At 67.6% G+C, this 26,361-nt stretch carries 22 protein-coding genes; 20 read left to right on the forward strand and 2 right to left on the reverse strand.

Annotated elements, in window-relative coordinates; genetic code table 11:
* The first annotated feature begins 1 nt into the window (after position 1).
* The 11 genes from xpsH (at position 2) to pncB (ending at position 10,787) form a co-directional block, all read left to right on the forward strand.
* Entirely contained in the window at positions 2-496 is a 495-nt protein-coding gene (gene xpsH / locus ACZK3J_RS02905) for a type II secretion system protein XpsH (RefSeq protein WP_032130132.1), read from the forward strand.
* On the forward strand, positions 493-912 hold the full coding sequence (gene xpsI / locus ACZK3J_RS02910; protein ID WP_134951790.1) for a type II secretion system protein XpsI: 420 nt from the start codon (positions 493-495) through the stop codon (positions 910-912). Before xpsH ends, xpsI begins: the two co-directional genes overlap by 4 nt.
* Complete coding sequence (locus ACZK3J_RS02915; RefSeq protein ID WP_134951789.1) at positions 909-1,541, forward strand: type II secretion system protein J; 633 nt, start codon at positions 909-911, stop codon at positions 1,539-1,541. Before xpsI ends, ACZK3J_RS02915 begins: the two co-directional genes overlap by 4 nt.
* The gene (locus ACZK3J_RS02920) at positions 1,538-2,401 is read left to right on the forward strand and encodes a type II secretion system minor pseudopilin (protein WP_478476405.1); all 864 of its coding nucleotides are present in this window, start codon (positions 1,538-1,540) and stop codon (positions 2,399-2,401) included. The genes ACZK3J_RS02915 and ACZK3J_RS02920 overlap by 4 nt, the downstream gene beginning before the upstream one ends.
* Positions 2,398-3,543 (forward strand): PilN domain-containing protein, encoded by a 1,146-nt coding sequence (locus tag ACZK3J_RS02925; RefSeq protein ID WP_032130128.1) that lies wholly within the window; start codon positions 2,398-2,400, stop codon positions 3,541-3,543. Before ACZK3J_RS02920 ends, ACZK3J_RS02925 begins: the two co-directional genes overlap by 4 nt.
* On the forward strand, positions 3,518-4,237 hold the full coding sequence (gene gspM / locus ACZK3J_RS02930; RefSeq protein ID WP_478476406.1) for a type II secretion system protein GspM: 720 nt from the start codon (positions 3,518-3,520) through the stop codon (positions 4,235-4,237). Before ACZK3J_RS02925 ends, gspM begins: the two co-directional genes overlap by 26 nt.
* Complete coding sequence (locus tag ACZK3J_RS02935; protein ID WP_100437858.1) at positions 4,227-5,021, forward strand: general secretion pathway protein GspN; 795 nt, start codon at positions 4,227-4,229, stop codon at positions 5,019-5,021. The genes gspM and ACZK3J_RS02935 overlap by 11 nt, the downstream gene beginning before the upstream one ends.
* 9 nt (positions 5,022-5,030) lie before the next feature.
* Complete coding sequence (gene gspD / locus ACZK3J_RS02940) at positions 5,031-7,232, forward strand: type II secretion system secretin GspD (RefSeq protein WP_100437859.1); 2,202 nt, start codon at positions 5,031-5,033, stop codon at positions 7,230-7,232.
* A gap of 577 nt (positions 7,233-7,809) precedes the next feature.
* On the forward strand, positions 7,810-8,664 hold the full coding sequence (locus ACZK3J_RS02945) for a glycosyltransferase family 2 protein (protein WP_032128059.1): 855 nt from the start codon (positions 7,810-7,812) through the stop codon (positions 8,662-8,664).
* The gene (locus ACZK3J_RS02950) at positions 8,661-9,500 is read left to right on the forward strand and encodes a glycosyltransferase family 2 protein (protein ID WP_478476407.1); all 840 of its coding nucleotides are present in this window, start codon (positions 8,661-8,663) and stop codon (positions 9,498-9,500) included. Before ACZK3J_RS02945 ends, ACZK3J_RS02950 begins: the two co-directional genes overlap by 4 nt.
* Before the next feature lie 108 nt (positions 9,501-9,608).
* Complete coding sequence (gene pncB, locus ACZK3J_RS02955) at positions 9,609-10,787, forward strand: nicotinate phosphoribosyltransferase (protein WP_010482009.1); 1,179 nt, start codon at positions 9,609-9,611, stop codon at positions 10,785-10,787.
* A 10-nt stretch (positions 10,788-10,797) separates the two neighbouring features.
* On the opposite strand, the gene ACZK3J_RS02960 is transcribed toward pncB, so the two are convergent.
* Positions 10,798-11,163 (reverse strand): hypothetical protein, encoded by a 366-nt coding sequence (locus ACZK3J_RS02960; protein ID WP_014645902.1) that lies wholly within the window; start codon positions 11,161-11,163, stop codon positions 10,798-10,800.
* 459 nt (positions 11,164-11,622) lie between these two features.
* Here ACZK3J_RS02960 and ACZK3J_RS02965 point away from each other — a divergent pair, with 459 nt between their 5' ends.
* The 9 genes from ACZK3J_RS02965 (at position 11,623) to ACZK3J_RS03005 (ending at position 25,296) form a co-directional block, all read left to right on the forward strand.
* Positions 11,623-12,162: a fimbrial protein gene (locus tag ACZK3J_RS02965; protein WP_134950786.1), complete on the forward strand. Its 540-nt coding sequence runs from the start codon at positions 11,623-11,625 to the stop codon at positions 12,160-12,162.
* Between the two features lie 85 nt (positions 12,163-12,247).
* Positions 12,248-12,976, forward strand: a complete 729-nt coding sequence (locus ACZK3J_RS02970; RefSeq protein WP_032128056.1) for a fimbrial biogenesis chaperone — start codon at positions 12,248-12,250, stop codon at positions 12,974-12,976.
* An 86-nt stretch (positions 12,977-13,062) separates the two neighbouring features.
* Entirely contained in the window at positions 13,063-13,527 is a 465-nt protein-coding gene (locus tag ACZK3J_RS02975) for a FimD/PapC N-terminal domain-containing protein (RefSeq protein ID WP_478476408.1), read from the forward strand.
* Positions 13,415-15,637: a fimbria/pilus outer membrane usher protein gene (locus ACZK3J_RS02980; RefSeq protein WP_478476958.1), complete on the forward strand. Its 2,223-nt coding sequence runs from the start codon at positions 13,415-13,417 to the stop codon at positions 15,635-15,637. The genes ACZK3J_RS02975 and ACZK3J_RS02980 overlap by 113 nt, the downstream gene beginning before the upstream one ends.
* Complete coding sequence (locus ACZK3J_RS02985; protein WP_100437863.1) at positions 15,628-16,662, forward strand: fimbrial protein; 1,035 nt, start codon at positions 15,628-15,630, stop codon at positions 16,660-16,662. The genes ACZK3J_RS02980 and ACZK3J_RS02985 overlap by 10 nt, the downstream gene beginning before the upstream one ends.
* A gap of 266 nt (positions 16,663-16,928) precedes the next feature.
* Positions 16,929-18,113: a non-hydrolyzing UDP-N-acetylglucosamine 2-epimerase gene (wecB, locus tag ACZK3J_RS02990; RefSeq protein ID WP_478476409.1), complete on the forward strand. Its 1,185-nt coding sequence runs from the start codon at positions 16,929-16,931 to the stop codon at positions 18,111-18,113.
* A complete protein-coding gene (locus ACZK3J_RS02995; RefSeq protein WP_134950784.1) occupies positions 18,110-20,311 on the forward strand; it encodes a hypothetical protein in 2,202 nt (733 codons plus the stop codon). The genes wecB and ACZK3J_RS02995 overlap by 4 nt, the downstream gene beginning before the upstream one ends.
* A gap of 6 nt (positions 20,312-20,317) precedes the next feature.
* Positions 20,318-22,465 (forward strand): glycosyl transferase family protein, encoded by a 2,148-nt coding sequence (locus tag ACZK3J_RS03000; protein ID WP_478476410.1) that lies wholly within the window; start codon positions 20,318-20,320, stop codon positions 22,463-22,465.
* On the forward strand, positions 22,462-25,296 hold the full coding sequence (locus ACZK3J_RS03005; protein ID WP_478476411.1) for an NfrA family protein: 2,835 nt from the start codon (positions 22,462-22,464) through the stop codon (positions 25,294-25,296). The genes ACZK3J_RS03000 and ACZK3J_RS03005 overlap by 4 nt, the downstream gene beginning before the upstream one ends.
* On the opposite strand, the gene ACZK3J_RS03010 is transcribed toward ACZK3J_RS03005, so the two are convergent.
* A complete protein-coding gene (locus ACZK3J_RS03010) occupies positions 25,290-26,294 on the reverse strand; it encodes a DUF4434 domain-containing protein (RefSeq protein WP_197655311.1) in 1,005 nt (334 codons plus the stop codon). The genes ACZK3J_RS03005 and ACZK3J_RS03010 overlap by 7 nt on opposite strands.
* Between the last annotated feature and the right edge of the window lie 67 nt (positions 26,295-26,361).

Consider the following 26,361-nt stretch of genomic DNA (forward strand, 5'->3'; position numbering starts at 1 on the left):
CATGACGTATTTTCTGCCGCGCCGGCTGCCTCGCCCGCGCCTGCACGGCAGGCGCGCAGCGGGCCTGTCGCTGCTGGAAATGCTGCTGGTGATCGCGCTGATCGCAGCGATCGGCCTGATTACCGCCGCCGGCCTGTCGCGCGGCTTCGCCGGCATGCAGCTGCGCAGCGCCGGCAAGGACATCGCCAACCAGCTGCGGGTAGTACGCGCGCAGGCGATCGCCCGCGGCGAGCCGCAGCGCTTTGTCATCGAACCGGCAAAGCGGCGCTGGGAAGGCGCCAACCAGCGCCATGGTGACGTGCCGGCACAGCTGCAGGTGCAGTTCGAAGGCGCTGCGCAGCTGGCCACCGCGCCAGGGCAGGGCGTGATCGAGTTCCATCCCGATGGTGGCTCCAGCGGTGGCCGCATCCGGCTGCAGCGTGACGATGCCGAATGGCGCATCGACGTGGGCTGGCTGACCGGTGAGGTCCGCTCCGGCCCCTGGCGGGCACAATGAAGCGGCACATTCGCGGCTTTACCCTGCTGGAAGTGATCATCGCCTTTGCCCTGCTCGGGCTGGCGCTGACCCTGCTGCTGGGCAGTCTGTCCGGTGGTGCCAGGCAGGTGCGCGAGGCCGAGCTGCGCACGCGCGCGATACTGCATGCGCAGTCGCTGTTGGCCGAAACCGGTGTCGCCACGCCACTGCAGGTGGGTAGCCAGCAGGGCGACTGGGAACAGGGACGCTACCACTGGGAGCTGCAGGTGCAGCCGTGGGTGGAGCCACGTGCCGGCAACGTCGTGCAGTCACAGTCGGCCGGTGCCCCCTGGCTGGCCGAACTGCAGCTGCAGGTGCGTTGGGGCGACAGCGAACGCGAGCAGCTGCGCTGGCGCAGCCTGCGCCTGCTGCCGCCGGACCTGGAGAGCGCGCGATGAAGCGCCGCGTCGCGGGTTTCACGCTGGTTGAAGTGATGCTGGCCACGGTGCTGCTGGCCGGTGGCCTGGCGCTGGCGTTCGCCAGCGTCCGCTCGGCAATGGCGGTCAGTCAGCGTGGCGAGCAGATCGCGGCCGAGAGTGAGCGCATGCGCGCGGTGCAGGCGCTGTTGCGGCGGCAGCTGGCCGGTGCGCTGCGCACGCCGCTGGAAGTGCCCGATCCCACCCGCGAACCGATCTTCTTCCAGGGCGAAGAGCAGCGCATGTTGTTCGCCGCCGATCTGCCGGGCTACCTCGGCCGCGGCGGACCCTACCTGCACGCGCTGCAGGTGGACGGCCGCGATGGCCAGCAGCGCCTGCTGCTGGACCTGGTGCTGCTGCAGGAAGGCGAGCGCATCGCCGAGAACCCGCCGCGCCCGCCGGAAGTGCTGGTGGAAAACCTGAAATCGGTACAACTGCGCTATCGCGGCATCGATGCCAGTACCGGCCAGGTGAGCGACTGGATGCCGCGCTGGGACGATACCCGCCGCCTGCCGATGCTGGTGGAGATCAAGATCGTCCCGGCCAGGGGCGCGCCCTGGCCGACGCTGGTGGTGGCGCCGCGCAACGGTGGCAGCGGAGGCGCGCGATGAACCGGCAACGCGGTGCGGCACTGGTACTGGTGCTGTGGTTGATCGCATTGATGACCGCGCTGGTCGGTGCGTTCGCGCTGAGCGCACGGGTCGAGCATCTGCAGCAGCGGGTGCTGGATGACGATGCACGCGGCCAGGAACGGGCGCGCGCCGGCCTGGAGTACGCGCTGCTGCGCCTGTCCGCCGATCCGCTGCGGGCGCCCTGGCGCGCTGATGGCCGAACCTACCGCTGGCAGTTCGATGACGCCAGCATCGAGATCAAGGTGCTGGACGAGAACGGCAAGATCAACCTGAACCTGGCCGACGTGACCTTGCTGACCGCGTTCCTCAAGGTGCTCGGCGAAGACGAAGGGGCAGCCCGGCAGCTGGCCGGTGCCATTGTCGACTGGCGTGATGAAGACAGCCTGCTGCAGCCGGGCGGCGGTGCCGAAGCCCCGGACTATGCGGCGGCGGGGTTGCCGTATGGCCCACGCAACAAGCGTTTCGAGACGCTCGGTGAACTGCAGCGGGTACTGGGCATGCGCGGCCCGCTGTACAAGGCCATGCTGCCGCACCTGACCCTGTACAGCCGCCAGGCACGCCCGGATCCCCAGTTCGCCAGCGCGCCGGTGCTGACCGCACTGGGCCTGGATGCGGATACCGTGCTGGCGCAGCGCGCACAGCAGGAGCGTGACGCAGATACCGCTGGCGGTGCGACAACGCTTGCCAGCAGCAGCGGCACCTATAGTATCGAGTCTCGTGCAACCGACGGCAGTGGACGCCGGTCGGTGTTGCAGGCAGTGGTACGCAATGGCTCGGGCGGGGTTCCCGGGCGGTCCTACACAGTGCTTCGCTGGGAGCAGGGAATGACAGCAAGATGACGGCATGGCAGGACAGTGTGCGGCAGGTGCAGGGCCGGATCGGCCCTGGCGCCGGCCGTTTCCTGCGCTGGTGGCGGCAATCGCTGCTGGCCTGGGTGCCGGCACGTTGGCAGTGGGCACTGGGCTGGGCACAGGCGCGCCTGCTGCTGCAGCGCCAGGGTGAGCAGCTGCAGGTCTGGCGAGAGGCCGGAGAACGCCGCGAAGCAGTTGCCAGCGTGCCATGGCCGCTGTCGCCGGCCGAACTGGACCGCGTGCTGGAACCGCGACTGCGCAGCCTGCCGCGGGTGTGGCTGCTGCCGGCCAGCGAGGTACTGCGTCGTCATCTGCGCCTGCCTGCGGCTGCGGCCGACCGGCTGCGCGCCGTGGTCGGTTTCGAGATTGACCGCCAGACGCCGTTCGAATCCAGCCAGGTCAGCTATGACGTGCGTGAACTCGGGGGCGCCGCCGAGGGCCAGCTGCAGGTCGAACTGATCGCCTGGCCACTGCGCCAGCTTGAGGCGTGGCGGGCCAGCGTAGGCGAATGGGCCGATGCACTGGCCGGTGTCGATGCCATCGACACCGAGGGTGAACCCCTGCAGGTGAATCTGCTGCCACCGGGGCAGCGCCAGCTGCGGGCAGACCCGACGCGGCGCTGGAATGTGCTGCTGGCCGTGGCCGCGCTGGTGATGCTGGTGCTGGCGGCCCTGCAGCTGCTCGACAACCGCCGCGCCGCCGCCGACGAACTGCGTGCGCAGGTCGAGCGCAGTGCACGCAGTGCGCGTGGTGTCGCCAGCGAACGCGCGCAGCTGCAGGCGCTGATCGATGGTGCCGCATTCCTGGAAAAGCAGCGCAGCCAGCGCGCCGGAACGGTGGAAATCTGGAATGAACTGACCCGGCGCCTGCCGGAGGGCACCTACCTGGAAAAGCTGGCCATCGAGAACAACAACCTGCAGCTGATCGGCCTGAGCCGCGAGGCCTCGCAGCTGGTGCAGCTGCTGCAGGACGCACCGCAGTGGCGCAAGGTCAATCTGACCGGCGTACTGCAGGCCGATGGCGCCGCCAGTGGCCGTGACCGCTTCACCATGACCGCCGAACTGCAGCCGTTGCCGGCTGCGGCCCCGACCCGGGAGGCGGCCGATGCCGATGCCAAGCGCACGCCGTGACCGCTGGCTGGCACTGGCGCTGCTGCTGGCAGTGCTGGGCCTGGCCTACCTGCTGCTGGTGCACCCCTGGTTCACCCAGCCACTGCGCGAAATCGACGCCGACGTGGCCGCCCTGCGCGAGCGCGAGCAGCGCGTGCAGGCGCAGCTGCAGCAGCAGCCGCAGATCGAACAGCGCCTGCGCGCCACCCGCGAGGCACTGCAGCAGCGGCCGGGCTTCCTGCGCGAAGCCACCGCCGAAGCTGCGGCCGCTGCGCTGGGCGCGAAGCTGCAGGATGCGGTGGCGATGGCCAGCCCGGGCAACCGCAGCTGCACCATCAGCAACCGTACGCCACTGACCGACAACCGCCGTGACGCCGAATTCGTGCGCGTGGCCATGCAGGTGCGCCTGCGTTGCGGTGTGGCCGAACTGGCCACGGTGCTGCACAGCCTGGAAACCGGCAGCCCGCGCCTGTTCGTCGACAACCTCAACCTGATCGCGCAGCGCTTCCAGCAGTCGCCCAACGAGTCCGGGCTCGGCCTGGACGTGTCGTTCGAACTGGCCGGTTACCTGCTGCCCGGTGCTGCGGCCGATGGCGCTGCGCCGGCACCTGCAGCCGAACCGGGCGCGGCGCCGCAACCGCCTTCGGCCACACCTTCACCGGCCGCCGCACCGGCTGCGCCGGAAGAACGGCAGGAGGTGGCCGATGAAGCTTGAGCAGATCAGCCTGCGCACCGGCTTCCTGCTGGCACTGGCCGGCTGGGCGGCAGCGGTCTGGCTGGCCACCGGCTTCGGTCTGGGCAGCCAGCTGCCAGGTGCGGACGGTGATGCCGATGCGGTGCCTTCGTTGCCGGTGCTGCCGCCGTTGGCCGCAGAACGCATGGCCAGCGCCGAAAGCTACAGCGCGATCGGCGAGCGACCGCTGTTCGCCGAGGACCGCAGGCCGAAGCCCTACCTGCTCGGCGGCAGCGAGCCCGCCGCCAGCGCCGCGCTGCGCCTGACCGGCGTGCTGCTGACCGGCGACTTCGGCATGGCCACCTTCACCACCGAACAGAACCGCTCGCTGCGCCTGCGCCTCAACGGTGAAGCCGTCGACGGCTGGCAGCTGGTCGCACTGCAGCCGCGTCAGGCCACCGTGATCGGCCCCGGTGGCAACCAGGTGCTGGAACTGGCGGTATTCAACGGGCAGGGGGGGGAACCGCCGACCGTGCTGCGCGGCGCCAACGGTGCGCCACCGGCCGGTGCGATCGTTGTGCCGCCACCGGCAGGCGCTCCGCCGGCACCGCCGCCGGCTGCGGCAACCGCATCGCCGTCGCCTGCTGGCAGTGCGCCAGCATCCTCGGCTGCGGCGGCCGCCACACCGCCTGCCAACAACAACGGCCCCAGCGAAGCGCAGATGCAGGCCATCCGCGAACGCATCCAGGCCCGTCGCCGCCAGCTGCAGCAACAACAACAGCAGCAACAACCGTCGCCGCCCCCGGGCGATGGCACCAACCGATAGAGTGAATGCATGAGCCTGCGTTTCCTTCCCTGGTCCTTTGCCCTCGCGCTGCTGGTCGGCTGCAGCACCGTGTCCGCACCGCATGTGCAGCGCAAGGGCAATCTGTCGCCCACTGCCGAGGCCGGCCAGGCGGCCGAAGTCGCCGCTGATGCTGCCCGTGACGCCCAGGGCGCTCCGCAGGCGGTGATCCGCCGTGGCACCGGCACCATGATCAACCGCGAAGCAGCACGCGCACCGGCTCCGGCACTGCATGGCGCCAGCACCGGTGAAGCAACCTTCAATTTCGAAGGCGAATCGGTGCATGCGGTGGTCAAGGCCATCCTCGGTGACATGCTGGGCCAGAACTACGTGATCGCACCGGGGGTGCAGGGCACAGTCACCCTGGCCACGCCCAAGCCGGTGTCGCCGGCACAGGCGTTGAACCTGCTGGAGATGGTGCTGGGCTGGAACAATGCCCGCATGGTCTACAGCGGCGGCCGCTACAACATCGTCGCCGCCGATCAGGCATTGGCCGGCACTGTCGCGCCGAGCACGGCGCCGGCAGCCAGTGCGCGTGGCTTCGAGGTACGGGTGATCCCGCTGCAGTTCATCTCCGCAACTGAAATGAAGAAGGTGCTGGAGCCGTACGCGCGCCCCAACGCCATCGTCAACGTCGACAGCGGCCGCAACGTGATCACCCTGGGCGGTACCCGCGCCGAGCTGGAAAACTACATGCGCACCGTCGAGATCTTCGACGTCGACTGGCTGTCGGGCATGTCGGTGGGCGTGTTCCCGATCCAGTCCGGCAAGGCCGAGCAGGTGGCCGCCGACCTGGAGAAGGTGTTCGGCGAGGAGAGCAAGACGCCCAGCGCCGGCATGTTCCGCTTCCTGCCGCTGGAAAACGCCAACGCGGTGCTGGTGATCACCCCGCAGGTGCGTTACCTGGACCAGATCCAGCAGTGGCTGGACCGCATCGATACCGCCGGTGGCAGCGCCCGCCTGTTCTCCTATGAACTGCGCTACATCAAGGCGCGCGATCTGGCCGAACGCCTCAGTGAAGCCTTCGCCAGCAGCGGCAATCGCGGCGGCTCCAGCCCGGCCTCGCTGGCACCGGGTGCAATGCCGTCGCAGCTGGGCAGCGACGGTGATCGTGGCATGGACAGCAACAACAGCAGCAATTTCGGTTCCACGCCGGGCACTGGTTCCAGTGGCACCGGCAACGGCAGCATGAACCTGCCGCAGCGCCAGTCCGGCAACGTCAGCGTCAGCCTGGAAGTTGAAGGCGATCGCGTGGGCGTGTCGGCGGTGGAGGAAACCAACACCCTGCTGGTGCGCTCGACCCCGCAGGCCTGGCGCTCGATCCGCGAAGTGATCGAGAAGCTGGACGTGATGCCGCTGCAGGTGCATATCGAAGCGCAGGTGGCCGAGGTCGCACTGGAGGGTGACCTGAAGTACGGCGTGAACTGGTTCTTCGACAACGCGGTGGCCGGGCGCGCGCTGACCGGCGCATTGGCCGGCGTGACCCTGCCGGCCGCCGCCGGCGGTTCCTGGAGCAGCTTCGCCGGTGCCGCGACCGGTGGCGAAGGCCTGGGCTGGGCGTTCACCGGCCACAATGGCGCGGCGGTGGTGAGCGCGCTGGACAAGGTCACCGATGTGCGCCTGCTGCAGACCCCCTCGGTGTTCGTGCGCAACAACGCCGAGGCCACGCTCAACGTGGGTGACAAGGTGCCGATCAATACCACCACGGTGAACACCGGTATCGGCACCAGCAGCTACAGCTCGGTACAGTACATCGACACCGGCGTGATCCTGAAGGTACGCCCGCGCGTCACCCGCGACGGCACGGTATTCCTCGACATCGTGCAGGAAGTGAGCAGCGCCTCGAACGTGCCGGAGAACTGCAACCCGCAGGAGCGCAACTGCAACCCGCGGATTTCCACCAAGAAGCTGTCGACCGAAGCGGCGGTGCAGAGCGGCGACACCATCATGCTGGCCGGCCTGATCACCGACACGGGCACCGATGGCAGCAGCGGCATCCCCGGCCTGAGCCGGATTCCGGTGGTGGGCGCACTGTTCGGGCAGAAGAGCCGCACCAGCCGTCGTTCGGAGGTGATCGTGCTGCTGACGCCGAGCATCGTGCGCAACGGGCAGGAGGCACGCACCCTGACCGACGAGTACAGCCAGCGCTTCCGCGCGATGGAACCGCTGAACCAGCCGCGCGCAAAGAAGTAAGGGATTACGGCCGGGCTGCGCCCGGCACCCGCAGAGGCCAGAGCTGGAGCAACGGCAACAGCGGGTTTACTGAGGGGGGGCGGGGCACTGTGGGTTTGCGGGGACGCCGTAAATCCGTCCATGGAGGCTTGGTCGCCGCATCCATGCGGCTCACACCCCGCAAACCCACAGTGCCCCGCCTTCGACAGTGTCCTGCTGCTGTTGGTAGGTGTCGACCTTGGTCGACACGCTGGATCCACGCCATGCGTGGAAGACTCTCCATCGAAATCGAATATTTCGATATCTGTGAGATCTGAGCCGAGCATGGCTCGGCTCTACAGAAAGCAATGCCCGACAGATCGCAGGAAACTGTCGAAGGCGGGGTGGGTCCGGTTGCGGGGGTGTCCGCGGCATGGATGCCGCGGCCAAGCCCCCATGGACGGGTTAACGGCGTCCCCCGCAACCGGACCCACCCCGCCATGCCACGGATAGCCGGCTTCTGCTGTTGCTTCTGCTCTGGCCTCTGCAGGTGCCGGGTGCAACCCGGCCGATACCCTCCCAGTGCTAGGCTGTGGCTACCGACAACCACGGAGGCGGGATGGGGGCGATCGTGTTGTTGCCGCTGTGCGTGGACGATGCCGCGCTCGACCGCTGCCTGGCCGCGCTGGATGCCGGCACCGCGCCGGGAACCGCGGTCTGGCTGGCCGATGACGCGCAGACCGGCCCGCGTGCGCAGGCGGTGGTGGAGCATTGGTTGGCGCATACGCCACTGCAGGCCGAATACACCCGCCGCGCGCGGCCGTTGGGCGAGGTCGCCCATCTGGATGAGATGCTGCGCGCCTGCGAGGGCATGGACGTGGCGGTGCTGGCGCCGGACAGCGTGCCCGCGCCGGGCTGGCTGCAGCAGCTGCAGGATGCCTTCGCCCGCGATGCCGCCATCGCCACCGCAACCCCGTGGTGCAATGCCGGCGAAACAGCCGCGTGGCCGCGATTGGGCGAAATCAATCCCGAACCGGAGGACCCGGCGCTGCTGGCACACACCTGTGCCACGCTGCCGGTGCTGCATCCGGAGCTGCCCTCGGCGGTCACCCACGCGGTACTGGTGCGCGGCAACGCGCGTCGCCGCGCCGGCGGCCTGGACGTGGACAGCTACGCTGGCTGGAACGCGGCACTGGTGGACCTGAGCCTGCGCATGGCTGGCCTGGGATGGCGCAACGTGCTGTGCGAGACCGCCTTCGTCAGCCGGGCAGGGGAGGCGGTCAGCCGTGATGGCGATCTCGAGGCCCTGGCTGCGCGCTGGCCGGGGTGGGTGCCACGGTTGGCTGACTTCCTCATGCACGATCCGCTGCATGGCCTGCGTGCCGACCTGCAGCAGCGCATGCGGCAGGCGATAATGCCGAAGGAACAGGGTGACCTGTTCGTCTCGTCTTCCGCGCCGGAGCCTCCTGCTTGAATGTTGCCATTGCCGCCATCGTCGTCACCTACCAGAGCGGCAGCACCATCGACGCCTGCCTCTCGCGTCTGCGCCAGGCGCAGGACGTGGCCGAGATCCGGGTGATCGACAATGGCTCGATGGATGGCACGCTGGATATCGTGCAGCGCCATGCCAGCCACGACCCGCGCGTGCGTTTCGTCGGCAATCCGGACAATCCCGGCTTTGCCGCCGCCAACAACCAGGGCGTGGCCGATTCGCACAGCCCATGGCTGGCCTTCATCAACCCGGACCTGATGGTCGAACCGGAGACGTTGGCCGCACTGCGCAGCCGCGCGGAAGGACTGGGCGACTGCCTGCTCGGTGTCGAGCAGGTGGACGAGCAGGGCCATGCCGACGAAGCCGTGCGCCGCCGCGACCCGGATTTCCTGATGATGCTGCGCTCGCCGGGCAAGGGCTCGAAGCTGGCGGTGCCGCGTGACCCGCAGCAGGCGCTGCAGCGGGTGCCGGCGCTGTCCGGTGCGCTGCTGATGATGCCGCGTGCATTGTTCGACTGCATCGGAGGTTGGGACGCCGGCTATCGCCTGCATGCCGAAGACCTGGACCTGTGCCGGCGTGCACGCGAAGCCGGAGCAGTGGTGGCGATCGCCAATGACCTGCAGGTCACCCACGTTCGTGGCGTCTCCAGCCGCTCGCGGCCGTTCTTCGTGGAATGGCACAAGCACAAGGGCCTGTGGCGCTATTTCCAGAAGTTCGAGGCCAGGCAGCGTTCGCTGCCGGTGCGGGTAGCGGTGTGGGGCGTGATCTGGGCGCACGCGCTGATGCTGGTGCCGAAGCTGCTGCGCAGGGCGCTGTAGCGCCGCAAGAGCATCCACGCATGGCGTGGATCTACCAATGTTGTTTCCCGTGAGCTGAGTGTGGCCGCAGGCACCCCGGTTCACCCTGCCGGGCGCATAATCCGCCCCATGCCTATCATCCAGTCCCTGCTCGACACCGACCTGTACAAGTTCACCATGATGCAGGCGGTGCTCCACCAGCACCCCGGCGCCCAGGTGCAGTACCGGTTCAAGTGCCGCACGCCCGGCATCGACCTGGCCCATTACATCGACCAGATCGACGAAGAGATCGACCATCTGTGCAGCCTGCGTTTCAGCGACGCGGAGCTGGACTACATGCGTGGCCTGCGCTTCGTGAAGCCGGACTTCGCCGATTTCCTCGGCCTGTTCCACCTCGACCGCAAGTACATCCAGCTGCGCGCGTCGAAGACCGTGCCCGGCGAGATCGAACTGGACATCACCGGGCCCTGGCTGCACACCATCCTGTTCGAAGTGCCGCTGCTGGCGATCATCAACGAAGTCTGGTTCCGCAACACCACCACCGCCGACTTCGCCGAGGGCGAGCGCCGCCTGCAGGCCAAGGCCGCGCTGCTGCGTGATACCCCGGGGTTCGAGCAGTGCCGCATCGCCGACTACGGCAGCCGCCGCCGCTACTCGCGTGACTGGCATGCCCGTCTGCTGCCGCTGCTGCGCGATGCGCTCGGCCCGCAGCTGGTCGGCACCAGCAACGTGCACTTCGCCCGCCTGTACGGCATGACCCCGCACGGCACCATGGCCCATGAGTACCTGCAGGCGTTCCAGGCGCTGGGCCCGCGCCTGCGCGATTCGCAGGTGGCGGCACTGGAGTCGTGGGCACGCGAGTATCGCGGCGACCTCGGCATCGCGCTGTCCGACGTGGTCGGCCTGGATGCGTTCCTGCGCGACTTCGACATGTACTTCTGCAAGCTGTTCGACGGCGTCCGCCATGACTCCGGCGATCCGTTCGACTGGGGCGACCGCATGCTGGCGCACTTCCAGCAGCGCCGGGTGGATGCGCGCAGCAAGGTGCTGGTGTTCAGCGATGGGCTCGACATCGCCAAGGTGATGCGCCTGTACGACTACTTCCGTGGTCGCTGCCAGGTCGCCTTCGGCGTCGGCACCCACCTGACCAATGATCTGGGGCCAACGCCGCTCAACATCGTCATCAAGATGGTCCGCTGCAACGGCCAGCCGGTGGCCAAGCTCAGCGATTCGCCGGGCAAGAGCATGTGCGACGACCCGGGCTACCTGGCCTATCTGCGCCAGGTCTTCGAGCTGCCGCCGGCGTAAACACGTCGGCTTACAGGTAGTCGACCACCACCAGGTAGGCGCCCTGCAGCGGCTGCTGCTTCGAAGCCTGCACGCTGTAACGCTCGGAGAAGGCGATATCGCCGGCGCGCATCGCGCTGGCCGACACCGACAGCTTCTGGCCCTGGCGCTTGCCGTCGCGCAGCGTCGCGGCCTGGCCGTCGGCCAGCGCCGTCACGGCCACCGTCGAGCCCTTGGCCGAGGGCGGGCAGGCGGCCAGGCTCAGCTCACCCTGGGACAGGTTCGTCGTGCAGCCCGGCTCGGCGATACGGCCGCTGAAACGGATGCTGCCGCTGCTGGCCTGGGCCAGCGCACTGACGGACATCAGGGCCACGCACAGCAGAATGGAGTTCCTCATGACACGTTCTCTGGTTCGGTGTGTCCTAGTTAGCGACAGGTTCGATCCGTCTTTAATAGGACAAATCCGAATCTGCTAGGGCCATCACCAAGAAAGAGTGATGCGCATCAAATAAGGCGATTTCCACCTGAAAAAAGCCTGTTTTCGCGCATGCCGAACGCGCCACGGGAAGCGTCATGCAGGGTCGTTTGTGACCTGATCGCCTTGCCGTCAAATCCCCCACGCCCGCCGGGCTCTCATTCCGCCTACCACGTCACATTTGAGGCGTCAATGAATTGGCGTTCAGAAAAATAATGAGACTTTCATCACAGTTGTGCCTATACTTGCGTCACGGATTCAGGGGAAGGTATGTCCGAGTCCGGCCACAGGTGAGACGCAAGGATGGGTCTTGATAGCCCGGCAGTGCTCCTTGCTTCCTCCTCTACTTCTCATCTCTTCAGTAGGGTTAGGTAAAAGCGAATGCACAAGATCAATATCATCGCCGCTCTGATGCTGGCCGCCGCTCCGCTGGCCGCCAACGCCGCCGACGGCACCATCACCTTCAACGGCAAGGTGACCGACAAGACCTGCACCATCTCGACCCCGGGCGGCAAGGACTTCTCCGTCAACCTGCCGACCGTGTCCAAGAACACCCTGGCTGTCGCCGGTAACGTTGCCGGTCGTACCCCGTTTGCCATCAACCTGACCAAGTGCAGCGCCGGCAACGTCGCGACCTACTTCGAGCCGGGTTCGACCGTTGACTTCAGCACCGGCCGCTTGCTGAACCAGGCTTCGGCCAACGCTGCCACCAACGTGCAGCTGCAGCTGCTGGGCTCGAACAACCAGGTCCTGGCGATCAAGGCCGCCGGCGCTGGCCAGCCCCAGACCAACTCGCAGTGGGTCACCGTCGGCACCGACGGCTCGGCCGATCTGAACTACTACGCTGAGTACTACGCCACTGCCGCCGCCACCCCGGGCGACGTCACCAGCAGCGTCAAGTACACGATCATCTACAACTGATCGTAGTCGTACCCGCACTGGCCGGCGTACGCGCCGGCCAGTGCATCGCGGCCCCTGGCCACATACCTCGAGCGTAGTACTTCCGATGAAAGCATTCTTTCCCCGGGCGCTGCTGCTGGCAGCGTTCACGCTGCCCTTCTGCCAGAACGCTCTGGCCGGCGTGGTGGTCAATGGCACGCGAGTGATCTATCCGGCGCAGGCGCGCGAAGTCACCGTGCAGGTCGACAACGTGGGCGATTCGCCGGCGCTGGTGCAGGCCTGGATCGACAGCGGCGACGCCAACCAGACCGCCGATACCAGCGATGCCCCGTTCGTGCTGACGCCGCCGATCGCGCGCGTCGAGCCGGGCCGCAGCCAGGCGCTGCGACTGATTTTCTCCGGCGCGCAGCTGCCGACCGACCGCGAGTCGGTGTTCTGGCTCAACGTGCTGGATGTTCCGCCGTCCCCGGACAACGCCGACAGCGGCGAACAGAATTACCTGCAGGTCGCGTTCCGTTCGCGCCTGAAGCTTTTCTACCGGCCGCAGGGCCTGAAGGGCGTCGCCAACGACGCGCCGGCAGCGCTGCGCTGGACCCGCACGGGCGACCGTCTGCGGGTGGAAAACCCGAGCCCCTTCCACGTCACTCTGGCCGAAGTACATGCCGTGACCGGCAGCAGTGAAAAGGCCGTCGAGGACAAGGGCGCGATGGTCGCGCCGAAGCAGAGCCTGGAGTTCGCCGCACCGGCGGGCACCGACCAGGTCCGCTTCATCACCATCAACGACTACGGCGGCCGGGTGGAACACACCATCCGCCTCGGCAGCACCGGGGGCTGAACGCGCCGCGCCGGCCTTGGGCCTGCGCATCCCGCCACCGCCGCTGTGCGGCGAATTGAAGGAATGTCAGTGTGATCGGAAACAGATTGACATTGTCGATCCATCAGGCGCTTTGCCTGTTGGTTGCTGGCGTGGCCTGCCCAGGATGGGCGCTGGCTGCCCCGGCCAATCTCGGCGAACAGGCGCTGATGGCGCAGAGTGGTGCGGCCAATGCGCGTGCACCGGAATCGGCCCAGTTCAACTCCAGCTTCCTGTCCGGCCAGGCCAAGCAGGTCGATCTGGCGGCCTTCAGCAACGGCAACCCGATGGTGGCCGGCAACTACCGTGTCGACGTCTACGTCAACGGTGCCTGGCAGGGCCGTCGCGATCTGCAGTTCAAGGCCGATGCGCAGGGCCGTGTCGACGCCTGCCTGCCTGCCGCTGCCGATGCTGGAAGAAATGGGCGTGGACAGCGAAGCCGTGCTGCTGCAGCAGGATCCGTCCGTGCCGACCGACAAGACCAGCTGCGTGCCGGTCCAGCAGCGCATGGCCAATGCCTATGGTGTCTATGACAGCGGCAACCTGCGCTACGACCTGAGCATCCCGCAGGTGTTCCTGCGTCGTGAGGCACGCGGCTACGTCAACCCGGCGCTGTGGGACCGCGGCATCAATGCCGGCTTCGTCGGCTACAGCTTCAATGCCATCGACAGCGACAGCCGTGTCGAAGGTGGCCAGCGCAACCGCAGTGCCTACCTCGGCCTCAACGCCGGCATGAACCTGGGTGGCTGGCAGTTCCGCCACGATTCGAACCTGACCTGGTCCGAGGGCGATGGCCGCCATTGGCAGAGCATCGCCACCTATGCACAGCGCGGCATCCCGCAGGTGCGCGGCATGCTCACCATCGGTGAGGCCTACACCACCGGTGAACTGTTCGACTCGATCGGTTACCGCGGTGCCAGCCTGGCCAGCGACGACCGCATGCTGCCCGATTCGCTGCGCGGTTACGCGCCGGTCGTGCGCGGCATCGCCGAGACCAACGCACGCATCGAAGTGCGCCAGAACGAGCAGCTGATCTACTCCTCCACCGTGTCGCCGGGCAGCTTCGTCATCGACGACCTGTACCCGACCGGCTACGGCGGCGACCTGGAAGTGAGCGTGATCGAGGCCGATGGCCGCCGCCGCGAATTCAAGGTGCCGTTCGGTTCGGTGCCGCAGATGCTGCGCGAAGGCGTGTCGCGTTACTCGCTGACCGCCGGCCAGGTGCGCAACAAGCTGCTGGCCGATGAGCCGTGGCTGGTGCAGGGCACCTACCAGCGCGGTATCGGCAACCAGCTGACGCTGTACGGCGGCAGTGCACTGAGCGACGGCTACCTGTCGCTGCTGTACGGCGTCGGCCTGTCCACGCCGGTTGGCGCGTTCGCCGCCGACGTCACCCACGCACGTACGACGTTCGACCACTACGGCAACCACACCGGTGCCAGCGTGCGCTTGAGCTACAGCAACATGATCGGCGAGACTGGGACCAACCTGACCCTGGCCGCCTACCGCTATTCGACCGAAGGCTTCTACAGCCTGCAGGATGCGCTGTACGGCCGTGATTCGGACAAGCGCGGCATCGATCCGACCACCCGTGGCCGTCAGCGCAGCCAGTTCCAGGTAACGCTGAACCAGCCGCTGGGCCGTCGCGGCGGCGCGCTGTACGTGACCGGCTCGGTGCGTGACTTCTACGACCGCCCCGGTACCTCCAAGCAGTATCAGGTGGGCTACAACAACGCCTGGCGTTCGGTGAACTACGGCTTCTCGGCGCTGCGCACCGAAGAGGGCGTGCTCGGCCGTTCCGATACCCAGTACCTGCTGTCGATGAGCGTGCCGCTGGGCCGTGGTTCGCACCCGGTGTCGTTCAGCGCCGACCTCGGCGTGCGCGAGCGCGGTGGCTACGACAACAGCCGCGTTGGCATCACCGGTTCGACCGGCATCGACAACAACTTCAGCTACGGTGTGGCGCTGTCCGACTCCCGCGAAGGTGGCACCACCGCGGTGGGCAGTGCGGAATACCGCAGCCGCTACAGCGCGTTGAACGCGACCTACAGCCACTCGCGCGATTTCCGCCAGGCGTCGGTCGGTGCCAACGGCAGCGTGGTCGTGCATCCGGGCGGCTTCACCTTCACCCCGCAGCGTGGCGACACCATGGTGCTGGTGGAAGCGCCGGGCGCACGCGATGCGATCGTCAGCAACGCCCCGGGCCTGCGCGTCGACGGCCGCGGCTACGCGGTGGTCCCGTACGTGTCGCCGTACCGCCTCAATACCGTCACCCTCGATCCGCAGGGCATGGCCCACGACGTCGAGCTGGAAAGTACCAGCCAGTCGATCGCGCCGTTCGCCGGTGCCATCAGCTACCTGCGCTTCGATACCCGCAAGGGCAACGCGCTGCTGATCCAGGTGCGCAACACCGATGGCCGCACCATGCCGTTCGGTGCGCAGGTCAAGGACGAGCAGGGCCAGCCGGTGGGCATGGTCAGCCAGGGCGGCCGCCTGTACGTGCGCAGTGACAAGAACCAGGGCAGCCTGCTGGTGGAGTGGGGCGCCGGCGCCGACCAGCGCTGCACGGTCGATTACCAGGTTCCGGCGGGCGCCGATGCGTCCAAGACCGGCTTCATCCCGCTGGAGGCAGCATGCCGATGATTTCTTCCCGTGGCCGCAAGGCGCTGAGTGCCCTTGCATTGCTGGGCGGCGTGCTGCTGGCCCAGCAAGCCAGCGCCGCGTGCAGCCTGAACTCTTCGTGGTTCACCGCACAGGACGTCACCATGGACATGGGCCAGATCGTGATCCTGCCCAGCACGCCGGTCGGCGGCGTGATCAAGGAGATCAGTGAATCGATCACTCAGCGTGATAGCGTGGCCAGCTGTGATCGGAGTGGCGGCTACTCGCGCGGCGAGTATGTCAACGCGGCGCAGCAGCGCCCGGTGCCCGGTTTTGCCAATACCTATGAAACCGATGTCCCTGGCGTTGGCATCAAGCTATTCCGCGATTCAGGGGCGATCCAGGCCTACTATCCGCACAGCATTCCATTCAACGGTGGGGCGAGGATCAATCTCAACGGTGGTCGATTCCGTATCCAGCTGATCAAGACAGCCGCGCAGACCGGTTCCGGCGTGATCGCGCCGAACGGTCGTTTCACTACATACTATTTTGATGGTGATGGCAGCCGTCGCCCGGTGTTGACCTCCACCTTCAAGGGCTCGGGCACCACCGTGGTCAGCCCGACCTGCGAAGTGCAGGCGGGCAGTCGCAACATTGCCGTCGATTTTGGCAGCGTGCCCAACACCACGTTCACCGGTGTCGGTTCCAAGGCTGTCGATCGCGATTTCGAGATCCGCCTGAACTGCCAGGGCAGCAATGTCGCGCAGTATCAGAGCAAGATCGGTATCCGCCTGGATGCCGACCAGGACAGCTCGAACATGCCGGGCGTGCTGAAGCTCAGCGCGGCCACCAACAGTGCCACCCGCATCGGCATCCAGATGGTCCAGCGTGATGGCAGCACCGAGCGCGAAGTGCGTTTCGGCCAGACTGTCAACGTCGGTACCACCACGCCCGGTACCAGCACGATGACCTTGCCGCTGCGTGCGCGTTACGTGCAGACCCAGGCCGGCACGGTGGGTGCAGGTGTCGCAAACGGCCAGGCCACCTTCACCATCCAGTACGAGTAAGGCGGCCGCAGGCCGCGCCACTGCTGCGTTCCACCGCAACGTCGCCCGTTCCACGGGCGGCGTTGACTGCGTCTTGATCTTCCAACGATGAAGATCAATGCCACGACGCACGTACCATCATTCGAATGTGATGTACGTCGCGATTTTGGAGTTTCCTCATGAGGTGACCGTCTCCTGCCTGCGGGTGTTGGACGGGAACGCCGAAAGGATCCAGACGTGGCTACAGCTCCTGGCATTCCCTCGCGCCGGCCCTTCGGAGCGCTGCGATGAAGGTCCTGTCGGTGTTCGGCACGCGACCGGAAGCGATCAAGATGGGGCCGCTGGTAAGGGCCTTGGCGGAGGCTGCGGACATCGAATCGCTGGTCTGTATCACCGGCCAGCACCGGGCGATGCTGGACCAGGTGATGTCGCTGTTCGCGATCACCGCCGACCATGACCTCGATGTCATGGTGCCCAACCAGACCCTCAATGGCCTGTGTTCCAAGCTGTTCGAACGGCTTGACGCGCTCTACACGCAGGTTCGCCCGGACCGGGTACTGGTGCACCGCGATACCACCACGGCGATGACCGCCGCGCTGGCCGCGTTCCATCACCGCATTCCAATCGGCCACGTCGAGGCCGGCCTGCGCACCGGTGACATCAACCGGCCATGGCCGGAGGAAATGAACCGGCGGGTGATCGACGTAGTCGGCCACCAGCTGTATGCGCCCACCGCCAGCTCGCGCGCCAACCTGACCCGCGAACACCTGGGCGGGCAGATCCTGGTCACCGGCAACACCGTCATCGATGCCCTGCAGCAGACCGTGCAGCGGCTGGATGCTGACCCGGCCCTGCGCGCGCAGGCCGACGCGCCCTTCCACATGCTTGACCCCGATCGTCGCCTGCTGCTGGTCACTGGCCACCGCCGCGAGAGCTTCGGCCAGGGCTTCGAGGACATCTGCCGCGCGCTGGCCGAGCTGGCTCGGCGGCATGACCTGCAGGTGCTGTACCCGGTGCATCTCAACCCGAACGTGCAGGGCCCGGTCAACGCCCACCTCGGCCATCTCGACAACGTGCACCTGGTGCCGCCGCAGGACTACCTGCGCTTCGTGCGCCTGATGCAGCGCGCCGACGTCATCCTCACCGACTCCGGTGGCGTGCAGGAAGAAGCGCCTGCGCTGGCCAAGCCCGTGCTGGTCATGCGCGACGTCACCGAACGCCCGGAGGCGGTCGAGGCCGGAGTGGTGACGCTGGTCGGCACCAGGCCCTCGCGCATTGTCGAGGCGGTCAACGCGGCACTCGCACAACCACCGCATCCGACCCGCTTCGATCCCGACGCCAGCCCCTACGGCGATGGCCGTGCCAGCGCGCGCATCGTCGCCGCCCTGCGTGGCACGCCCCTTCCCGAATTCTCGCCCGGCCTCCGCAACAGCGGTGCCGCCCACTCCCATCCACGCGAAGTGACGCCATGACCCAGACCGGCCGCTCTCCCCTGTTTGCATCCGCCGCCGCGTTCGTCCTGTCGGGCGTGGTTGCCAGTGCCCATGCCGCCGACAGCGTCGCCGGCCAATTCGCCGAATGGAGCGGCGACAGCACGGTCAACCGGCAGATGACCCTGCGTGAACTCGGTTTCCGCCAGCCGCTGGTGCTCAGCGGGCAGGAGAGCCAGCGCGAGGTCTACCTGCCGGTGCCGGCCGGCGTCGCCACCCGCGATGCGCAGCTGCAGCTGGACGGGCGCTATGTGCGCGGCCACGCCGGGCGCACTTCCGGTTTGTGGTCGGTCGACGGCGACCCGATCGCCGCGCGTTCGATCACCGATGCGCAGGGTGATGCCAGCCAGCTGCTGGCCATCGATGGCGAACCTCGCCAGAACGGTTTCGTGCGGGTCGGCGTCGGCTGGTGGTCGATCGTTTCCGACTACCAATGTGCCGACCAGAGCGCGCCGGCCAACGTGTTGCGGCTGTCGCCGGACTCGCGTTTCAGCTACCGCTTCGATGGCCGGGCCGTGGACACCGTGGCCAAGGCCTGGGGCGCGCTGCCACCGCAGGTGCGCCTGCTGGTGGACGGCAAGGCGCTGCAGGCGCCGGCCTACGATGCCGCCTGGCGCGTCGGTACCGCGTTGCAGGGCGGTGGCAAGCAGGTGCAGGTGGTGGCGCTGCCCAAGGTCGGTGACAGTGTCGACCTGACCGGCATCAGCATCCCGGCCAGCCTGCAGGGCGTGCCGGCCTACGCTGCGCTGGCGACGGGCGAGCGTGCGCATGTGATCAAGGATCTGGCTGAAGTTGGCGCGCTGCTGTCGCTGCGTGACAGCGGGCCCTTGGCCGCTGACGTGATGATCGGCAGTGATGCGCTGCGGGCCGGCGTACGCGCGGCACTGGACGCGCTGGCCGTACAGGTTGCGGCTACGGGGGCCGATGCGGGCGCTGCCTTCGCCGCGTGGCGCGGTACCGATATGGGCGGCATGGAAAAGCCCACGGCCAACGCATCGGTCAGCGTGGTCGCCGTTGCTGGCCGTCCGACGCTGGTGGTCGACCCGGCGGCGGCGGGCAAGGTCGCCGGGTTGTTCGCCGATCAGTGGCGCAGCTATGCGCTGGGCCGCAGCCTGCAGGTCAGCGCGGCGGGAACACCGAAGCTCGACGGTGACCAGGTGCTGCTGAGCCGGCTCGGCAACATCGCCGGTACGATGGATGTGGTCACCCGCGCGGACCGCAGTGCCACCTTCGATCTCGGCGCGCTGTCGGCCGATGGGCGCCTGCCCGAGGAAGTGGTGATCGATGTCTCGGCGGCGCCCAACGCCGCCGGGCAGGGCGCGGTGGCCACGATCCATTTCAACGATTACCTGCTGGGCGGCAAGGTGCTGTCGGCCAATGGCCAGCCGCAACGGCTGGTGGCCAAGGTGCCGGCCTACGCGCTGTCGGCGCGCAACGAGATCCGCGTCAGCTTCCTGCGCCAGCCGGCACGACCTTATTGCCACGATCCCGCCACCGCCTATCCGGTCTCGATCCTGCCCAGCAGCCACCTGACCCTGGCCAAGCGGTCGCTGGGCAGTGATTTCGTCGGCGCCAGCAGTCAGCTGTCGCGCGGCAACCAGGTGTTCGTGCCGGCCACGTGGCTGCAGGATGCACCGGCATCGCTGCGCAAGGTGATTGCGGTGGCCAGTGCAGTGGGTGCCTCGCCGGAGGCGTCGGAACTGAAGGTGGTCGATGCCGGTGCGGCGGTCAGCCCGGGCGCACCGTGGCTGGCATTCGGTGTGGCGCCATCGGGTGTCGATGTGGCCGGCCTGAAGGACGGTCATCTGCTGATCGGCGGGAAGCCGCAGCCGCTGCTGGATGTCAGCGGGTTGGATCGTGCCGCGGTGGTGCAGGTCGGCACCTCCGGCGGCCAGCTCGGCGTGCTGTACAGCGACCTGGGCGCACAGGCACCGTCATTCGGCGCACCGTTCCGGCTGCTGCGCGGTGATCTCGCCGTGCTCGACGGCAGTGAGGCCGTGCGCGAATTCGACCGCCAGGATCCCTATGGCACGCGTATCGCGCAGGACGGCAATCCACAATCGAAGTGGGAACGGCACATGGTCTGGTTGCTGCTGCTGGTCGGCGTGATCGTGTTCGCGCTGCTGGCCGCCCGCGTTACCCAGGTGCGCCGCCGCAAGTCCGCCAACACAGGGCACTGATCCACCGTGGACGGTCTGTTCTGGAACATCCAGCTGGCCAACTACTACGCTGCCCTGGAAACCACGGCGGCGGCGGTGGCCGTGCTGATCCTGATCTCCAGCCTCGATGACCTGTTCATCGATGTCTGGTATTGGGTGCGCGAGAGCTGGCGGGCGCTCACCATCAAGCGTCGCGAGGCGTACCGGCCACTGACCCAGGAAGACCTGCTGCAGCGGCCGCAACAGCCGCTGGCGATCATGGTGCCGGCGTGGATGGAGTACGACGTCATCGCGCAGATGGTGGAGAACATGATCAACGTACTCGACTACCGCGAGTACGTCGTGTTCGTCGGCACCTATCCCAACGACCAGCAGACCATCGACGAAGTGGAGCGCATGCGCCGCCGCTACAAGCGCCTGCGCCGCGTGGAAGTGCCGCATGACGGGCCGACCAGCAAGGCCGACTGCCTGAACTGGCTGATCCTGGCCATCTTCGATTACGAGAAACGCCACGACATCGAGTTCGCCGGGGTGATCCTGCACGACAGCGAGGACGTGCTGCACCCGATGGAACTGCGCTTCTACAACTACCTGCTGCCGCGCAAGGACATGATCCAGTTGCCGGTCACCTCGCTGGACCGCGAGTGGTACGAACTGGTGGCCGGCGTCTACATGGACGAGTTCGCCGAATGGCATGCCAAGGATCTGGTTGTGCGCGAGAGCGTGTCCGGCATGGTGCCGTCGGCGGGCGTCGGTACCTGCTTCTCGCGGCGCGCGCTGCTGGCGTTGAGTGCACAGACCGACAACCAGCCCTTCAACACCGACAGCCTTACCGAGGACTACGACGTCGGTGCACGTTTGGCGGCGATGGGCATGCAGTCGATCTTCGCGCGCTTCCCGGTGCAGTTCCGCGTGCGCCGGCCCTCGTGGTTCGGCTGGGGCCCGGTGCGCGAACGCACCCAGCAGATGGCCCTGTGCGTGCGCGAGTACTTCCCCGACAACTTCCGCGCTTCCTACCGGCAGAAGGCACGCTGGGTGCTGGGCATCGGGCTGCAGAGCTGGGAGTCGCTGGGCTGGCGCGGCTCGCTGGCCACCAAGTACCTGCTGGCGCGCGACCGCAAGGGCATCATCACCTCGTTCGTCAGCATCATCGCCTACATCATCTTCCTGCAGCTGCTGCTGTTCTGGCTGTTGAAGATGACCGGGCTGTGGACGATGCAGTTTCCCAGCGTGTTCCAGGCCGGTACCTGGCAGATGAACGTGGCGCTGCTGACCACGGCGGCGCTGGCGACCCGCGTCGTGCAGCGCTTCTACTTCGTCAACCGGCTGTATGGCTGGGAACACGCGCTGATGTCGATCCCGCGCATGGTGGTCGGCAACATGATCAATTTCATGGCCACCGCACGCGCCTGGAAGGTGTTCCTGGCCTACCTGCTGTTCGGCAAACGCATGGTCTGGGACAAGACCATGCACGACTTCCCGGATGCGGCGCAGCTGGTGCAGACCCGCAAGCAGCTCGGTGAGCTGTTGACCACCTGGCAGGCGGTGGAACCCGAACGCCTGCAGCAGGCGCTGGATCAGCAGCAGGCAGGCCGCCAGCAGCCGTTGGGCCGCATCCTGCTCACCCAGGGCTGGCTGGATGATGAAACGCTGGCCGAGGCGATCGCCTTCCAGGGCGACCTGCCACGCGCGGTCATCGACGTGGACTATCTGCGCGCCTGCCAGTTCCCGGTCAGTGCCGATGCCTGCGTGCAATGGCGCATGCTGCCGCTGCCACCGCGTGAGCAAGGCACCCTGCGGCTGGCCGTCGCCAGCCCATTGCCCGAAGAGGCGTTGGCGCTGCTGAAGCAGGAAACCCGCAGCGAGCACGTCGAACAGAGCATCGCCCGCGAAAGCGAAATCAACGCGGGCCTGCGCCTGATCGGCGGCGACCGGCAGTGGCACCTGGACAACGTGCCCTTGCTGGGCGACCTGCTGGTTGAGATGCGCCTGATCGACCACGCGCGGTTCGAGATCGCACTGGACGACTACATGCCGCAGCGCGACGGCCGTATCGGCGACTACCTGGTGAAGCAGGGCATCACCACCGAGGAGGCCGTGGCCCAGGCCATGCAGGAACAGCGCCGGCGTGCGGCCACGCTGCAGTCACCGCCTCCCGGAGCCTTGCCGGCATGAAGACCACGCTGCTGTCCACCGTCATTGCCGTCGCGTTGGCCACGGCCAGCGTATCGGTACAGGCCCAGGCCGATGCGCAGCTGCCATTGTCTGGAGCTGCCTACCGTATCGCCGAACAGGCGTTTGCCGCCTATGAGCGTGGTGACTACCAAGCGGCGTACCAGCAGTCCACTGAAGCGATCCGGCTGCGCCCGGACGTGGTGCGGCTGCGCCTGCTGCAGATCTATGCGCTGCAGAAGCTCGGGCGTGGCGCAGAAGCGCAGCAGCAGGCGCGGCGTGCGCTGGACGCGGGGATGAAAGATTCGGCCTTGCCGGCGCTGGCGGCTGCCACCGCTGCACGTAGCGCGGCAACCGGAGGCGAAGGTGCGCGCACGACATCCCCATCGCGTCCGGTCGGCAGCGCCGCAGACCGCAGCAGGCAGCAGGCCTACGCGCTGGCCACCGAGGCGTACGCGGCCTATGACGCCGGGCGGATGGGAGAGGCGGCCAGCAAGGCCGAGCAGGCGTTCCGGCAGCAGCCGAAACTGGGCGCTTGGGCGCTGCTGTGGGTGGCGGCACTGGAGGCACAGCAACAGCCCGAACAGGCCGACGCCGCCATCGGCACCGCGCTGCAGCTGGGTGCACCGAATGCCGAGGCGCTGCGCGCGCGGCGCGTGGCACTGGGTCGCCAACGCGCCCTGCTGCAGGCCCAGCAGGCCTATCAATCGCTGTCCGCAGGCGAGGATGCCGCCGCCATTGAGCAGGCACACGCTGCCGTGGAACTGGCCCCCGACGTGGCTTCATACCGGCTGCTATTGATCACCGCGCAGCTGCAGGGCGATCAGCTGGCCGACGCTGAGCACAGTGCTGATCAGGCGTTGCAGGCCGACGGCCAGGATCTCAATGCACGGGTGATGCGCGGCTACCTGCGCCAGCGCCAGGGCAGTTCACTGCGGGCCAATGAGGATTTCGATGCGGCACTCGCCACGCCCGGGTCATCCATGCAGCAGCGCAACGTGCGTCTGCTGGCGGTGGATGCAGCGCTGGCCGCAGGTGATCGGATACGCGCAGCTGCACTGCTGGCACCGTTGCAGGCGGCGGTACTGCCAGCTGAAGGCGATGCACGGACACGGCAGCTTCTGCAGCAGGGCATCGAGCAACGCGCCCGGGCGATCCGTTCCAGTCGCGCGCTTCCCCGCATCAGCGCCCAGACCTACCCGGCACCGTTCCAGCACTGCCAGTCTAGCGACACAGGCAATGTCTGCGAGCTGATGCCGGCCGACCTGCAGGGCGATGGCGGTGCCGCACAGCGCGCCTACGCTGCCTACGCGCGGGAGGACTACGCCGATGCCATCGTTGAGGCGCGGCAGGCCGTGCAACTCGCACCGGACGACGCGAACCTGCAAGGCCTGCTCACCACCACGCTGGCGGCGGGCAACCGTGCCCAGCAGGACGAAGCACTGCAGCGCCTGGATGCGGCGCTGACACAGCGCCCTGACGATGCGGAGGCGCTGATGCAGCGCGGCTACCTCAACCAGAAGGCGCACGAACCTGCGCGCGCACTGGCCGACTTCCGTGCCGCCGAGGCCACCGGCAAGGCACCGAAAAGCGTGGTGCTCGACCAGGCCTACGCCAGCGCAGCCAGCGGCGATCATCCACAGGCGGTGTCACTGCTGCGTAGCGCCATCGACCGCGCCGACGTCGGTGAGCTGCCGCTGGATGAGCATCAGCGCTACAACGTGCGCAATGCCATCGCCAACTATTCACGCGAGTGGGGCGTGGTCGCCTCGGCGGGTTTCCGGGGTGCGCGCCAGGCCGCAACCAATGTCGGCGGTGCGGCGATCAGTACGCCCGGCGATTCGGTGTTCAGTACGCTGGAGGCGTTCTGGCGGCCACCAGCGTTCAATGACCAGCATGGCACGCTGGAGCTCTACGCACGCCTGCTCAACACGCTGTACGACGAGGGTGGCACCTACGAGTCGATCCGTGCGGTGGATCCGTGCACCGGCGAATCAACGCCGGATGCGCGTGCACGCGCCGAGCGCCTCAGTCATTCGCGCTCGACCACCGGCTGGCCGTCCACCATCGCCTCGTTCGGCCTGCGCTACGCCTTTGGCCAGACCGGTTTGAGCGCCGGCATCGAGCGCCGCCAGTTCCTGGGCAGTGCCACCCGCCAGGGCGAGGTCTACCCCGCACCGGCAGCGGTGCAGTGCCGCCTGCAGCTGGCCCTGAACCGGCCACTGGAAGCCAGCACGCTGGCGCGCTACCGCTTGGCCAGCGGTTCCGGTGGATGGATGTCCTACCTGACCTACGGCTATTACCACGGCACCGATCTGCGCACCGATGTGAACCAGTGGTGGATGGTCAGTGGCTATGCGCAGGGGGGATATACCTGGGACGACAACGGTGCCACCTTCACCCTCGACGCGCTCGATGCCAACGGCACGCCGGTGCGGCGCCTTGGCGAGGCCAATGGCCGCCTGCATCGCGAACAGTGGTTCGCTGCCGGTGAACTGCGTGCCGGGCGCAGCTTCCGTTTCGGTGCCGGGCAGACGCACTGGGTGGTCACACCTTATGTCGTGGTTGGCGCCGATTGGCTGGACCAGCGCTCGCGCGTGCGCGACATCCGTTACCCGCTGTTCCCGGCGCAGTCGTTCGCGCTCAACGATACGCAGCGCAGCTGGTCACTTGGCGCAGGGCCAGGCGTGGGCGTGCGTTACTGGTTCCGCGAGGACCACTACAACACGCCGCGTTCCTACCTGGACCTGACCGTGCAGTACCGCATCGCCATCGGCGGTGGTGATACGCAGCGTGCCAAGGGCCTGTTCGCCACCGCCATCCTCTACTACTGAGGCAGGCCCCAGCGTCGCCGCAGCGCTGCGGCCTGCGGTGTGTCCTGGGTCAGCCATGGCTCCAATGCATAGACCAGCACGTGCTGTGCGCCGCTGTCGCGTGCCCATGCCAACTGCCGCTGGATGCGTGCGGCATCGGCCGTTTCGCCCTTGAATCCGCTGCCGTCGGCGGGGCCGCCGGGCAGTTCGCGGAACAGTTCAACGATCGCATCGAAACCGATGCCGTTGGCATGGAGATGATCGAGCAGCGGTTGCAGCTGCTGCACGTTGCCGGCGCCGGCCACCCCCACGCCGTCCTGCACCATTGGCCGCACGGCCGCGTGCGCAAGTACCGCCTGCCACAGCGTGACCAGGTTGCCATCGGTCTGCAGGCGGCTGAAGTAGCAGGACATCGCGCAGTCGCCGCCGCGTGCGCTGGCGGCCTGCACCAGCCCGTGCAGCCACTGCGCCAGCCATTGCTGGCGGGCCGGATCGGCCCAGTGGTACTGCTCCAGTTCGTAGGGCAGGTACCAGCCCCCGAAGGCCGGCTGCTGCGCCCAGGGCGCCTGTGCCAACCAGCTGCGTGCGTGCACCAGGCTCTCGGCCAGGAAGGCCTGCAGCGTTGCGTCGTCTGCGCCGATGGCCTGCCACCAGCGCTGCTGGAAGGGCAGGCCGACGCGGATGCGGATGTCGTTCCCGCTGGCGGCGGTGAACAGCTGCTGCAGGCTGCCGTCGGGCAATGACCAGTCGCCGTCACTGCCACCGACGATGCCGGTCCATTGCAGCACCAGCTGCCTGCAGCCCAGCGTACGTGCAAGCTTCAAGGATCGCTGCCAGTCGGCCAAGCCCCACTGCAGGTGGCTGCGCCAGGGCTGCAGGAAGGTGCCATCCACCTGCACCGGCAGCGAGCAGCCGGGCAGGGTGGCGAGCGTACCGGCCAATGGCGCCAGCACTGCCGCACGCAGCAGCCGGCGGCGCAACGGCGAAGACGGATCCGCGGGAAGGTCAGGCCGAACCATGCCCGCATCATCCCAGAGCACCGTGCGCAGCAGGTGAACCAGCGCCCGGTAGCGCCGGCCGCTGGCC

It is taken from the genome of Stenotrophomonas sp. 86428_Sma, assembly GCF_056481585.1.